Here is a 13,898-nt window from a genome sequence, read left to right as displayed (position 1 = left end):
AAAAGTCGGATACTACACACAGCACGCGTAGGATTTGTCCCAAGAAACTCCCGACTAATAATTCAGAAGTAGGAGGCTATTTCTGACGCCCTGGCCTCCCGGCTCGACCTCATAGTCGAGCCCTCTCCTACAACGAATCTCCTACCCAAACACCGTAACCGTCTGCCGACTGATTGCCACCAACTCTCCGGCTGGCGACCAGAGCATGGCGGCGGTGTGGCCGTAGCCGTCGCGGGCGTGTTCGATCACTGCGCGATACGTGCACCAGTCATGAATGCTCAACTGCGGGAGCGGCTGGACGAATTCGATGGTCCAGGTTAGCGAACTGCCCGGTGCGGGTTTGCTCAAATGCGGCAGCAGCGCGGGCGGCCAGGTATCGACCAGGGCCAGCAGATGAGCCTCGGTAAGCCGCCCTTCTTCGACCTCGCGAAAGCGTACGTAACCGCCGATGGCAGGCGAAGGCGTATTGCTGAACGGCATCCCGCCCAAGCCCCAGCGGATGTCCATGAAGCGCAAATACTCGGGCATCATGCCGCTGACAAACGGCAGCTGAACGCATTCCGCGAGGGGTTTGAGGCTTGGTGCCGGATCGGCCTGCACGGCAATCACCGACTCACGCGGTGCGCCGAAGCTGCCTTGCATCAGCGTCATGACTTGACCGTTCTGCATGGCGCGACCCAGTACCTGACTGACCGCCTTGCCCTCGCGCAGGATTTCGACTTCGAAAGAAATCGGCACATCCGGCTCCGCAGGCCCGACAAAGGTGATTGCCAGGGAGCGTACTGGCCGGTTTTCCGGGACTTTGGCGCGCATCGCCTCATACTGCAAAGCGGCCATCAACCCACCAAAACACGCCCTTCCCTGCCCCCACTCGGCGGGGATCGTGACAGACAGCGGGTTATCGTTGACCGCGTCGACCAGCTCGGAAAATTTCATGCGCACCACCAGAAATGAAAGATCTGAAAATCTGCAACGATCTTAACCAGCTGTTGGTCGGCGTGCAGGCTCCATATCCGCCATTTCTGCGGGGTGATTGCAAAAGAGGTCCGTCAACCGTTGCTCAAGACTTGCCGTTGAAGCACGCCTTCGCCAGACGTTTGAGTGAGACGTCGGCCTTCTTCTCCGCGCGCACAATGCCCAGATGCCAACCGGCAATGCAGGGTGCCAGATCCTGTTGCTGCCCGGCCTGGGCTAGCCATTGCAGATGATCGTGCCAATCGCCCAATGTGCCTTGAGCATCCTTGAGGCGCGCCTGGGTCTTGGCCGATTGATGACTGAGTTGCGGATAAGCTTCGGCGGCGTAGCGCACTCGTTTGATCAGCAAACGCAAGCGATGGCGATCATGGGCAGGATCGGCCATGGCTTCGCTGAGCTTTTTCCATTGTTTGTCCATGCGCTTCTCGATGCTCTGGCGCAGGCCACGCATCAGCTTCTGGCGCTGCTGAACGCGAATGAAGCCCGGAAATTGATCAAGCATGCCGAATAATCGGGTGAGCTCCGCTGATCCAGCCACGCGTTGATACGCTTGGCTGACTTGATCGGTACGCCAGCGTGCCGCTTCGGTCATGCCCAGTTCGGTGAGGTGGGCTGCCAGTACCTCCATATCCCGCAGCGGTGTAGTCAATTGCCCGACCGCTTTGGCCGCCTCTTCCAGCTGCTCGACACCCGACAGTCCGCGTAACGGACGCAGCAGACTGCGCAGCCGACGCACCGTGGTACGCAGATCGTGCAGCGCTTCGCTGTCGGTGGCAGCCGTAAGTCGCGCATGGCAGGCAAGCAATTTGATGTCGAGGGTTAGAATTTCCGCGACCAGATGGTCAACCATTGATGACATGCTGTGATCCTTCTCGGTTACTGATGAGTGCCCTTGACGGCCGAAAGACGCCAGGGCAAACGGCGCCGCAAACGTTTCAAACAGCGACGCAACTCAGCGGCCGAGGCCGTACGACCCGCGTAGCGCTGCGCCTGAAATTCTTCGCAGAAGGCTTCGATCAGCTCCGCGTGTTCGGGCAGCAACAATCCGGCGCGACGCGCAAATTCCTGCACCCCTTCGCCGGGCATGCGCCGCAATCCGCGCCGCGCCAGCAAACGCTCGAAGGCGTTGAACAGGCGCAATTGTGAGTCGCTTTCACGTTGCCACGGCTTGAAAATCCACAGCGCGACCAACGCCAGCACCAACCCGGCCGCGCCGATAAACGCCGGAGCTTGCAGACCGGAGAACCAGCGATTGAACACTTGCAGCTGTTGTTGCCCCTGATATCCAAGGACCCAACGCTGCCAGCCGTAGTTCAAATTATCCCAACTCAAGCGCAGGCCGTTGATCCACGGCACGTTGCGATAACGCAGCGCCGACATGGGAGAGTCTTCGAGAAACGCCTCGTCGGCGGCCAGCGCCTGCTCCAGGCCTTGTTCGATACGTTGCGGCGCCACCGCTGCGGTCGGATCGACGCTGCGCCAGCCAATGCCCGGCTGCCAGTATTCGACCCACGCGTGCGCGTCGAACTGGCGCACGGTCAAGTAGTTGCCATCGGGATTCAGTTCGCCGCCCTGATAGCCCGCCACGACCCGCGCTGGAATCCCTGCCGCGCGCAGCACGAAGGTCATGGCACCGGCGTAATGGGCACAGAACCCACGGCGGCTGTCGAACAGAAAGCTGTCGATGCTCTCCGGCCCCAGCGTCGGTGGTTTGAGGGTGTAATGAAACGACTCACGGCTGAAATAACCGAGCATGGCGTCGACCAGCGCGTCGGGTTTGGGATGGCTGCGCAACAGATCACTGGCCCATTGCCGCGCCTGGGGGTTGCCCTTGGGTGGAAGCTGCAGATCCTGACGCTGGATATTTTCGCTGAGTTGCCCATCGCGGGTCGCGTCCGGCCAGGAACTGACGCTGTACAGCAACGATTGCTCTACCGGGCGTCGCCGTTGCAGGCGGAAGTCGCTCATCTGGCGCACTTCCGGCAGGCTGGTCTCGCCGACATCCAGCGTCGACAGCCAGGGACGCCCGCTGGGCTCCATGACGATGCTGTAATTCACGGTTTCGCCCTGTTTTTGCCATTGCGGCAGCTGTACTGTCTGCGCGCGCCCGGCCTGAGACCAGCGCCGACCGTCGAACTGCTCAAGGGTCAACGATCGCCAATACAACTGATTGCGCGCCGGTATCGGGCCCTCGAAACTGGCACGAAATACCAGCGCGGCGGATTTGCTCAGTTCGGCGATATCCCCCGGCGCCATACTGTCGGAAAGTCCGGTCAGGGCCTTGTTGCTCGGTTGCGGCAACGACCACAGCGGCTCCAGCCGGGGGAAGAACAAAAACAGCACCAACATCAAGGGCACCGCTTGCAGTAACAATTGGAGCGCCAGCTTGAGGTTGCTGGCAGGCCTGCCCTGCGCATCGGTCTGCTGCAAACCGATCAACGCCGCCAGCAGCGTACTCACCGGCAACAGCGTGAATGCCGCCCACAGCAGGCTGTCTTCAAACAGATAACCCACCACTACGCAGAAAAAGCCGAGAAAGATCAGCACCAGCGCATCGCGGCGGGTGTGCATTTCCAGCATCTTCAGGATGAACGCGGCGATCAGCAGCGCCGCGCCGGCATCCAGTCCGACCAGACTGCCTCGGGCCAGGTACACGCCGCCCGCCGTACCCACCAGCAAGCCCGACTTGACCCAGGTGCCGGGAGGCCGGACGCGCATGCGGTAAACCTGCACGCGCCACAGGCTGCACGCCAGCCACAGCCCGAGAATCGACCAGGGCACATGGGTAATGAACGGCACGATCACCAAGGCTTGCGCCAGCAGCAACCACATCAGGCTACTCCGGGGAATAGCCTGGCTCAGGGCGGAATCGGCGCTCATGGCCGGCTGCCGTAAATCGCGAGAGCGCGCAGGCAGGCTTCGCGATGCACTTCGCCACTGTCCGGTGGCGAGAAAAATCCCGGCAAGCGCAGCGCAAATGGCTGATGGCGTTGGGACAGGATCACCACCCAATAGCACAGCCGCGACAGACGATCTTCGATATCACCGCCCAGAGCCATGAAATCCAGGCACAGGTCGTGGCCGCTCAAGTCAGTGAAATCCTTGACCAGCAAACCTTGTCCCCGGGACCAGGCTTTCCAGTGCATACGGCGGCGGTTGTCGCCGGGTTGATAGGGCCGCAGGCCGTGATAATCATCCACGCCCGGGCGTTGCGTCGCCTCGCCCTCATCGTCGGCATGCGGCTGGACACCCTTGAGCAGCGGCATCGCCCCGGCAATCGGCCGAGGAAAAACCAGCGCAGTCTGTTCCAGGTCAAGCCAGCTCCACGCGCGCAGCAGGCTCAACGGGAACACGCTTTCGACCCGCAGTCGCGGCGCGCGCAACCAGCCGCGATTTTCCGCAGGCAAGGTCAGCTCAATCTCGACCAGGCCGTCAGCCATGACATCGACCTGCTGCAACTGGCTGGCGTCCCAGCCCACGGCAATCGCCTGCCGGCTGTGCCCGGCGCTTTCCAGCCGCAAACGCAAATGCACGGCTTCACCGACGAACACCGAGCGCGCCACGCCGGCGCTGAGAATCAGCCCGCTGACGTTGCGGTAGGTGTGCAAAATCCCCAGCACACTCATGGACATCAGCAGGAACGTCAGGCCATACGCCAGGCTGTTCTGGTAATTGATGGCGACCAGCAGCATCAAAAACAGCACCAGCGCGAACGTAGCCCCGGTACGCGTGGGCATGATGAAGATGCGCCGGTGATCAAGGGTGACGCGTGGCGCCGGGGGAATTCGCCGGGACAGCCAGCGTTGCCAGATCGGTTTGAGCTGTTCGATCAAAGCACCGGCACCTCGCGCAATAGCCACTGGACCAGCGCCCCGCTGCCATGCCCGGTCGGTTCGGAGCGCTCGCGCAAACGGTGGCCAACGACCGAGGGCAGCACGGCCTGCACGTCTTCGGGAATCACATAGTCGCGACCGGTCAACAGCGCCCAGGCCCGCGCCGCCGAGAGAATCGCCAGACTGGCGCGGGGCGAAAGCCCGTAAGCGAATTGCGGCTGACTGCGCGTGGCGTCCACCAGCCGCAGCACGTAATCCACCAACGCATCGCTGGCCCGCACTTGCCGGGCCTGAGCCTGCAACAACGCCAGCTCGGCATGGTTGAGCAGCGGTTGCAGGCGCGGCAGCAAATCACGCCGCGACTCACCCATGAGCAAGGCTTTCTCTGCCGATTTGGCGGGATACCCCAGGGAAAGTCGCATGAGGAAGCGATCGAGTTGCGACTCCGGCAAGGCAAAGGTGCCGCCCTGGCTGAACGGGTTCTGGGTCGCGATGACGAAAAACGGATCGGGCAACAGGCGCGTGGCGCCCTCGATGGTTACCTGCCCTTCTTCCATGGCTTCGAGCAAAGCGCTCTGGCTTTTGGGTGTGGCACGATTGATTTCGTCGGCCAGCACCAGTTCGGCGAAGATCGGCCCCGGATGGAAGGTGAACTGCCCGCTATCGCGATCGAATACCGAGGTGCCGAGAATGTCGCCCGGCAGCAGGTCCGAGGTGAATTGAATGCGCTGGAAGCTTAAGCCCAACACCTTGGCCAGCGTATGGCTGAGCGTGGTCTTGCCCATGCCGGGCAAATCTTCAATCAATAAATGCCCACCGCCGAGCAGGCACGTCATGGCCAGTCGGACCTGCGGCTCCTTACCTAGCACCACCTCATTGATGGCGTTGAGGCACTCATCGAGTTTCCTGCCCATAGAAAAACACTCTCCAGGCGACTGCCTCTGACCCATTGGCTTGCGAACGACGCAACATATGCAGCCACTTTAAGGTCAGCGTAGGTTGTTTCGCCATAGCAGGGAGGGAAAAGCTTGGAGATGAAGCGTTTACAGGCTGTGCAGCGGGGAAATCTGTAGGAGCGAAGGTGTGTGGGAGCGAGCTTGCTCGCGAAGCGGTGTATGACACAACGCTTCGCCAACAAGTAGGCTCTCATCAAACAACACATCTCCATCTGGCCTGACGAAGATCCGTGGGACCGGATTTATCCGGGAAAGCAGCATTCCTGACGAGGAAAATGCAGTGGATGTACCGACCTATTCCCGGATGAATCCGGTCCCACGGGCGATTTCCTACAGCACATCGTGAAAAACTTTTATCGACCCGCGCGGGACTCACGGATGTAGAAACGCGCTTTCTCGGCCTTGCTGGTGCAACCTTCGAAGGCTTCAAATTGCTGCTGGGTCTTGGCGCCGGTCAGCAATGACAGGGCTTTGGAGTAGCTGACCGTTCCGGCGAAGCCTTCAGCCTTGGCCAGGTCCAGCTCGTGCCAGGCTGAATCCAGTTGCGTTGCGCAGCTGTCGCGATACCCGGTTTTGCCGGCGCAACCTGTTAAAACCAGAGCTAATAATGGCAGGCAGATCCAGGCTTTCATCGGTGTTACCTCGGGAATAAGAATCGAATGTGCGACTTGGACGGTCCGGGCGTTTAAAAGTGCCGTGGAGCCGGGCAGCAAGAGTAACTGTTTTTTGCCCGCGACAAGTCTTCACAGGCTGCCCGGGAAACACGATCATGCCTATTTGCGCGTATGGTGTGCCATCTTCAGGAGCCCGACATGAAAAAACGCATCGCTTTGGTACTCGGTTCCGGCGGCGCACGCGGCTATGCGCATATCGGCGTCATCGAAGAATTGGAGCGTCGCGGCTACGACATCGCGTGTATCGCAGGCTGCTCCATGGGTGCGGTGGTCGGCGGTATCTACGCGGCGGGCAAGTTGCCGCAATACCGCGCGTGGATCGAGAGCCTGGATTACCTGGATGTGTTGCGACTGGTGGACGTCAGCTTCCGCCTCGGCGCCATACGCGGTGAGAAAGTCTTCGGTCAGATCCGGGAAATCGTCGGCGAAATCAATATCGAAGACCTGCGCATTCCCTACACGGCGGTGGCCACCGACCTGACCAACCAGCAGGAAATCTGGTTTCAGGAAGGCTGCCTGCATCAGGCGATGCGGGCGTCGGCGGCTATCCCCAGTTTGTTCACGCCGGTCATGCAGGACGGGCGCATGTTGGTGGATGGCGGCTTGCTCAACCCGTTGCCGATTGTACCGGTGGTGTCCAGCCATTGTGATTTGATTGTCGCGGTGAACCTGAACTCCACCAATCAGGGCCATTACCAGTTGCCGGTCATCGAACGGGCACCAGCGGTAAAAAAACGCTTCGACAGCCTGATCAGCTCGCTGGGTTCGCGCCTGCCGTTCCGCCGCAAGCTGGACACCGCTGGCGGCGATGTCCTGCGTCTGGAGCAGGACAGCCTTAAGGCCAGTGGCGCGACCATTGCCAACCCGTGGCTGGGCGAAGATTCAGCCGACCCCCAAGGGCAACAACCGGCTGCGGCTCCGCAGGGCGAGAGTGCGCCGAAATCCGCTACCGGCTCGATCATCATCGATAACGTCGGTCCGGCATCGCTGCTTGACCTGATCAACCAGAGCTTCGAAGTCATGCAGACCTCACTGGCGCAATACAAGATTGCCGGTTATCCGCCGGACATCCTGATCAACGTGCCCAAACGGGTGTGCCGGTTTTTCGAGTTCTACAAAGCGCCGGAACTCATCGCCCTGGGCCGCGAGATTGCCAGCGATACGCTGGATCGGTATGAGGCGGAGCGTAAGCGCTAAACAAACCTGTGGGAGCGAGCTTGCTCGCGAAGGCGTCAGGTCAGGCGACGCCTTTAGAGAATGTGAAATCGATTCGCGAGCAAGCTCGCTCCAAGCCGTGTTGGTCAAACCTCCCGCAACCGATACCCAACCCCCGCTTCGGTGACGATAAACCTCGGCGCGGTCGGGTCATCGGCAAGTTTCTGGCGCAGGTGGCCGACGACGATGCGCAGGTAGTGGGTGTCTTCGGTATGAGTCGGCCCCCAGATGTCCTTGAGCAATTGCTGCTGAGTGATGACCCGACCCGGATACCGCGCCAGTTGCGCCAGCACGGCATATTCCTTGCGGGTCAGACCCACTTCAACGCCGTCCAGCAACACCCGGCGATAAGCGAGATCCACGGTCAGCGGTCCAAACACCAAAGCGGCAGTCTGTGGCTCGCCGCTGGGTGCCTGGCGCAGCAAGGCGCGGATGCGGGCGAGAAACTCCTGAATGCCGAAGGGTTTGGTCACGTAGTCATTGGCGCCGCCATCCAGAGCCTCGACTTTCTGCGCTTCGCTGGCGCGCACCGAAAGCACCAGCACCGGCACGCCGGACCATTCGCGAAACTCGCGCAACACCTGCTGGCCATCCATGTCCGGTAAACCGAGATCCAGGACCAGCAAATCCGGCTTGTTCAAGGCCGCCTGGCTCAAACCTTCGGTACCGGTCCCGGCCTCGATCACTTTATAGCCTTGGGACGCGAGGCTGATCCTCAGGAATTTACGAATCTGCGGCTCGTCGTCGATCACCAGAATGGTTGCGGTCTGACTCATGAATGCCTTGGCTGTGCAGTGGGCGGGATGACGGCAAGACTATCAGACGGCGATTCTATTTCCGCTTCCGGTTGCGTCTGTAACGGCAAATGCAAGGTGATGCAGGTGCCCTGCCCTGCGATGCCCGGCCCGACGCTGATATGCCCGCCATGGGCGCCGACCATGCCCTGACAGATCGCCAGCCCCAGGCCGGTGCCCTGTCCGCCGCGATCGCCACGGGCAGCGGTGTAGAACATGTCGAAGATCTTCGCCCGCTCGTCTTCGGGAATCCCCGGCCCTTCATCGCTGACCGAAAAAAACAGTTCGCTGTCAGTGGCACCGGCCTCCAGCTGCAACCGGCCATTGACCGGCGAAAAGCGCGCGGCGTTTTCCAGCACATTGACCAGCGCCTGTTCGATCAACGCCGCATGTACGTAGAGCAACGGCAGTTCGGCGGGCACTTGAACGCTGACTTGCAGCGCTGCCAGCACCACGCGCAGGCGATTGAGCGCACTGCCGACGATATCGCCAGCCGATACCCAATCCCGCGCCAGCTTCAGCGCGCCGTGCCCGAGGCGGGTCATGTCCAGCAGATTCTGGATATAGCGGTCCAGTCGCTCAGCTTCGTCGCGGGTGCCTTCCAGCAATTCGCGACGATCCGCCAGCGGGATGGCTTCGCCCAGCGACAACAGGCTGTCGATGCTGCCGCGCATGGCGGTAAGTGGCGTGCGCAGGTCATGGGACACCGAGGCCAGCAAGGCGCTGCGCAGTTGCTCGGTTTCGCCATGCAGACGCGCGGCCTCCAGATCCTCGGCCAGTTGCGCCCGGGCCAATGCCTGGGCCAACGGCTGGCTCAGGGCGGTCAACAAACGGCGACGCTGGGCGCTGAACGGCTGCCCTTCACGGGGACATACACCAAGCAACGCCAGCGGGCCTTGTTCGCCGGATAACGGCCACCACCACCAGCGACATGACGGCAAGGTGCCGGTGCCATGACCTGCGGCTTGATCGTGCTGCCAGGCCCAGTCCGCGGCCGCACGCTCCGGTTCGGACAATTGCACCTGAGTGCCGCTCGCCACTTTCCAGCTGCCCTCGCCGTCGCGCTCGATCAGGCACACGTCCAGCTCGCGCCAGCCATTCAGGTGCTGGCCCGCCGCGCTGAGCACGGCTTGGCGATCCGTAGCCGCCGTGAGCTTGCGCGACAGATCCAGCAGCTCGCTGGTTTCTTCCTGCGTGTCGCGCAGGGCCTGCAACTGGCGCCGCTGGCGAGCCGCGAGATTGCCGGTCAGGGCCGACATCAGCAGGAAGAACAGCAAGGTCAGCACGTCTTCTTCACGCTGAATGCTCAGGGAAAAATTCGGCGGAATGAATAGAAAGTCATAGGCCAGGAACGACAAGGCCGCACAGGCCAGTGCTGGCCCGAGACTGCTGCGCACCGCCACCAGCAGGACCGCAGCGAGAAACACCAGCGAGATATTCGGCAGCGCCAACACGCCGGACACCGCCCAGGCCAGCGCACTGGCCAACAGCGTGGCGAGCAGCGCCAGGCCGTAGTCGAACCAGATGATGGGTCCCGGCGAACGGCTGCGCGGCTGGTCCGGCAGCGGCTCACTGTCGAGCACGCTGATTTCCAGCCCATGCGCCTCACGCAGCAGCCGTGCCGCAACGCCACCGCCCAGCAACTTGCGCCAGAAGCGTGGCCGCGACTGCCCCACCAGAACCAGACTGGCGCGGCGTTCGGCGGCATGTTGAATCAAGGTTTTTGCCACTTCCCCCGCGCGCAGCAGGACCACTTCGCCGCCCAGGCGCTCAGCCAGTTGCTGCGCATTTTGCAAACGGGTGCGGGCCTGTTCATCGAAAGCCCGGCCGTTGTCCACATGCACCAGGCTCCAGGGCAGATGCCGCCGTTGCGCGACACGGCTGGCGTGACGCACCAGACGTTCGGCATGCACATCGCCATCAATCCCCACCAGTAATCGACCACGCACTGGCGGCGCGTCCCGGCCCATTTGCCGATAACCCTGGTTGAGGTCGTCGTCCACTTGCGCGGCAGCGGTCTGCATCGCCAATTCCCGCAGCGCGGTCAGGTTGGTCTGGGTGAAGAACGCATCGATGGCGGCCCGCGCCTGCTCCGGTACGTACACCTTGCCGTCGCGCAGCCGCTCCAGCAATTCCCGGGGCGGCAGATCGATCAGCACCAGTTCGTAGGCTTCCTGCAACACCCAATCCGGCAGGGTTTCCCGAACCTGCACGCCAGTGATGCCGCGCACCTGATCATTGAGACTTTCCAGATGCTGGACGTTGACCGTGGTGTAGACGTCGATGCCCGCAGCGAGCAGTTCCTGAATGTCCTGCCAGCGTTTCGTGTGACGACTGCCGGGCGCATTGCTGTGGGCCAGTTCGTCAACCAGCACCAGCCTGGGGTTGAGCGCGAGCAGGCCGTCGAGGTCCATTTCCTCCAGCGTCACGCCGCGGTATTGCGAGCGCAGCAGCGGCTGTTGCGGCAACCCGCCGAGCAAGGCTTCGGTTTCAGCGCGACCATGGGTTTCCACGACTCCGGCCAACACCGGCACGCCCTGTCGCAACTGTGTATGCGCGGCCTGGAGCATGGCGAAAGTCTTGCCCACCCCAGGTGCTGCGCCCAGAAACACTTTGAGGCGACCACGCCCGTCCCTGGGCATATCGGCTAATAACGCATCGGCACGGCCGGAATCACTCATGGTTGCGGTTGCTCATTCAAAGCTGGGCATTACGTTGCGCAGACGGTAACTCATTCAACGCCTGATTCAAGGTCAATACGTTGACCACTGGCGGGCCGATCAGCGGCCGATCGGTGCTGGCTTCGATCAAACCCTGCACTTTATCGACTGGCAACTGCCGGGCAGCGGCCACTCGGGCTGCCTGATAAGCCACGGCCGAGGGCGGCAGATGCGGATCAAGGCCGCTGCCGGAAGTGGTCAGCAAGGCCAATGGCACCGGGCCTTGACCTGACACCGCTTGCTTGTCGGCATCTTCGGCTATCCGCGCGGCCAGCGCCGGATTGCTTGGCGACAGGTTGCTCGCGCCACTGGCCACCGTGGCAAATGCACCGGCCGAGGGGCGTGAATGGAACCATTCATCGCCAGTAAACGATTGGGCGATCAGGCTCGATCCGCGCACCTTGCCGGTGGTGTCGTAAATCAGGCTGCCATTGGCCTGGGCCGGAAAAGCGACCTGAGCAATGCCGGTGACCACCAACGGATAAGCGACGCCGGTGATGACAGTCATCAAAACCAGAAGACTCAGGGCGGGGCGCAAGAATGTGGACATGATGAAGATCCTCGTAGAACGATAGAAATGTTGTGTTGTGGGAGCGAGCTTGCTCGCGAAGCGGCCAGACGCGTCCCCTCGCCAGCAAGTTGGCTCCTACAGAGAAAACGTCAAACCAGCTTCAGGGCGACCAACACCATGTCGATCGCCTTGATCCCCACAAACGGCACGACGATCCCGCCCAGGCCGTAGATCAGCAGGTTGCGACGCAGCAATTGCGCAGCGCTGGCGGCCTGCACGCGCACGCCGCGCAGGGCCAGCGGGATCAGCACAACGATGATCAAGGCGTTAAAGACGATGGCCGACAGAATCGCGCTTTGCGGGCTGGCCAGTTGCATGATGTTCAGCACGCCCAGTTGCGGATAAATCGCCGCGAACAGCGCCGGAAGGATGGCAAAATACTTGGCAATGTCGTTGGCGATGGAGAACGTGGTCAGCGCGCCTCGGGTAACCAGCAACTCCTTGCCGATCTGCACCACATCCAGCAGCTTGGTCGGGTCGCTGTCCAGATCGACCATGTTCGCCGCTTCCCGCGCAGCTTGCGTGCCATCGTTCATCGCCATACCCACGTCGGCCTGAGCCAGGGCTGGCGCGTCATTGGCACCATCGCCGCACATTGCCACCAGACGACCGTCGTTCTGCTCCATACGGATACGTTCGAGTTTCTTCTCCGGCGTGGCTTCGGCCAGCACGTCATCGACGCCCGCCTCCGCCGCAATCGCCGCAGCGGTCAGCGGATTGTCGCCGGTGACCATCACGGTGCGAATGCCCAGCTTGCGCAGTTCGGCAAAGCGTTCACGAATCCCCGGCTTGACCACATCCTTGAGATGAATCGCCCCCAGCAGCTTTTTATCGACACACACCAGCAGCGGCGTGCCACCGGTCTTGGCGATCGTGTCGATTTCCCGGGCCAGGGCGGGCGGCAGATCGCTGCGTTGCATGCCGACGAAGGCCAGCAGTGAATCCACCGCGCCTTTGCGATACAGACGCGCTTGATAGTCCACGCCGGACAGGCGGGTTTCGGCGCTGAACGGCACGGCCGTCAGTTCAGTCGGCTGCGGTTCCAGCATCGGGTGCAGGTTGCGCAGGTATTCGACGATGGACTTGCCTTCCGCCGTATCGTCGGCCAGCGACGCCAGCAACGCGCCTTCGCCGAGCTCTTTGGGCGAAACCCCCGGCGCGGCGTACAGCGCGGTACAACGACGGTTACCAAAGGTGATGGTGCCGGTCTTGTCCAGCAACAGCACATGCACGTCGCCCGCTGCCTCCACGGCGCGCCCGGATTTGGCGATGACGTTGAGGCGCACCAGTCGATCCATGCCGGCAATGCCAATCGCCGAGAGCAAGCCGCCAATGGTGGTCGGGATCAACGTGACCAGCAGCGCCACCAGAAACACCAGCGGCAGGCTACCTCCGGCAAAATGTGCGAAGGGCTGCAAGGTGACCACCACCAGCAGGAAGATCAGGGTCAGGCCGATCAGCAGGATATCCAGCGCCACCTCATTAGGCGTCTTCTGGCGTTTGGCGCCTTCCACCAGGGCAATCATCCGGTCCAGGGTCGATTCGCCGGGATTGGCGCTGATGCGCACCAACAGCCAGTCCGAGACCAGCCGGGTGTTGCCGGTAACCGCTGAACGATCACCGCCGGATTCGCGAATCACCGGCGCGGATTCGCCGGTAATTGCCGCCTCGTTGACGGCGGCAATGCCTTCGATGACCTCGCCGTCACCGGGAATCATTTCCCCGGCTTCGACCCGCACCACGTCGCCTTTGCGCAAGGCGCTGGCATTGACCACGCTGAACGCGCCTGCCTCGTCACGCCGCCGCGCCTTGAGCCCTTCGCTGCCCGCCTTGAGGCTGTCGGCGCGGGCCTTGCCGCGACCTTCGGCCAGCGCTTCAGCAAAGTTGGCGAACAATACGGTGAACCACAGCCATAAAGCGATTTGCACTGCCACCGACGTCGGCACCGCCGGATCGGGGATGACGCACAGAATCGTGGTCAGGATCGCGGTGAGTTCCACCACCAGCATCACCGGCGAGCGGACCAGCTGGCGTGGATCGAGTTTGACGAAGGCCTGGATCAGCGCCGGACGCCACAGGGCCGAGAATCGGGTTTTGCCCGGTTCGGTCGTTGCCTGCGACTCAGCGGTTTTTGCTGCTGGAATTTGCATGTTCATGATT

At 61.9% G+C, this 13,898-nt stretch carries 11 protein-coding genes; 1 reads left to right on the top strand and 10 read right to left on the bottom strand.

Annotation, left to right across the window (positions count from 1 at the left end; translation table 11 throughout):
- Positions 1-141 precede the first annotated feature (141 nt).
- The 6 genes from ACP7E4_RS10380 to ACP7E4_RS10355 all read right to left on the bottom strand — a co-directional run bounded on the left by ACP7E4_RS10380 (position 142) and on the right by ACP7E4_RS10355 (position 6,396).
- On the bottom strand, positions 142-936 hold the full coding sequence (locus tag ACP7E4_RS10380) for an acyl-CoA thioesterase (RefSeq protein ID WP_426118877.1): 795 nt from the start codon (positions 934-936) through the stop codon (positions 142-144).
- A gap of 124 nt (positions 937-1,060) precedes the next feature.
- Complete coding sequence (locus ACP7E4_RS10375) at positions 1,061-1,834, bottom strand: CHAD domain-containing protein (RefSeq protein WP_426118878.1); 774 nt, start codon at positions 1,832-1,834, stop codon at positions 1,061-1,063.
- Between the two features lie 17 nt (positions 1,835-1,851).
- Positions 1,852-3,855, bottom strand: a complete 2,004-nt coding sequence (locus ACP7E4_RS10370; protein ID WP_426118879.1) for a transglutaminase TgpA family protein — start codon at positions 3,853-3,855, stop codon at positions 1,852-1,854.
- Positions 3,852-4,835, bottom strand: a complete 984-nt coding sequence (locus ACP7E4_RS10365; RefSeq protein WP_426118880.1) for a DUF58 domain-containing protein — start codon at positions 4,833-4,835, stop codon at positions 3,852-3,854. Before ACP7E4_RS10365 ends, ACP7E4_RS10370 begins: the two co-directional genes overlap by 4 nt.
- Positions 4,805-5,722, bottom strand: a complete 918-nt coding sequence (locus ACP7E4_RS10360) for an AAA family ATPase (RefSeq protein ID WP_426118881.1) — start codon at positions 5,720-5,722, stop codon at positions 4,805-4,807. Before ACP7E4_RS10360 ends, ACP7E4_RS10365 begins: the two co-directional genes overlap by 31 nt.
- 395 nt (positions 5,723-6,117) lie before the next feature.
- Entirely contained in the window at positions 6,118-6,396 is a 279-nt protein-coding gene (locus tag ACP7E4_RS10355) for a hypothetical protein (RefSeq protein WP_020289290.1), read from the bottom strand.
- 180 nt (positions 6,397-6,576) lie between these two features.
- Here ACP7E4_RS10355 and ACP7E4_RS10350 point away from each other — a divergent pair, with 180 nt between their 5' ends.
- Positions 6,577-7,635 (top strand): patatin-like phospholipase family protein, encoded by a 1,059-nt coding sequence (locus tag ACP7E4_RS10350; protein ID WP_426118882.1) that lies wholly within the window; start codon positions 6,577-6,579, stop codon positions 7,633-7,635.
- A gap of 104 nt (positions 7,636-7,739) precedes the next feature.
- Here the strand turns inward: ACP7E4_RS10350 and ACP7E4_RS10345 are convergent, their stop codons facing one another.
- The 4 genes from ACP7E4_RS10345 to kdpB all read right to left on the bottom strand — a co-directional run bounded on the left by ACP7E4_RS10345 (position 7,740) and on the right by kdpB (position 13,894).
- On the bottom strand, positions 7,740-8,429 hold the full coding sequence (locus ACP7E4_RS10345) for a response regulator (protein ID WP_426118883.1): 690 nt from the start codon (positions 8,427-8,429) through the stop codon (positions 7,740-7,742).
- Positions 8,426-11,128: a DUF4118 domain-containing protein gene (locus ACP7E4_RS10340; protein WP_426118884.1), complete on the bottom strand. Its 2,703-nt coding sequence runs from the start codon at positions 11,126-11,128 to the stop codon at positions 8,426-8,428. The genes ACP7E4_RS10345 and ACP7E4_RS10340 overlap by 4 nt, the downstream gene beginning before the upstream one ends.
- A gap of 16 nt (positions 11,129-11,144) precedes the next feature.
- Complete coding sequence (gene kdpC, locus ACP7E4_RS10335; protein WP_426118885.1) at positions 11,145-11,717, bottom strand: potassium-transporting ATPase subunit KdpC; 573 nt, start codon at positions 11,715-11,717, stop codon at positions 11,145-11,147.
- 110 nt (positions 11,718-11,827) lie between these two features.
- On the bottom strand, positions 11,828-13,894 hold the full coding sequence (gene kdpB / locus ACP7E4_RS10330) for a potassium-transporting ATPase subunit KdpB (protein ID WP_426118886.1): 2,067 nt from the start codon (positions 13,892-13,894) through the stop codon (positions 11,828-11,830).
- Between the last annotated feature and the right edge of the window lie 4 nt (positions 13,895-13,898).

The organism is Pseudomonas sp. DSP3-2-3 (genome assembly GCF_049898225.1).
GTDB lineage: Bacteria > Pseudomonadota > Gammaproteobacteria > Pseudomonadales > Pseudomonadaceae > Aquipseudomonas.
This window is presented reverse-complemented; position numbering and strand designations above follow the sequence as displayed.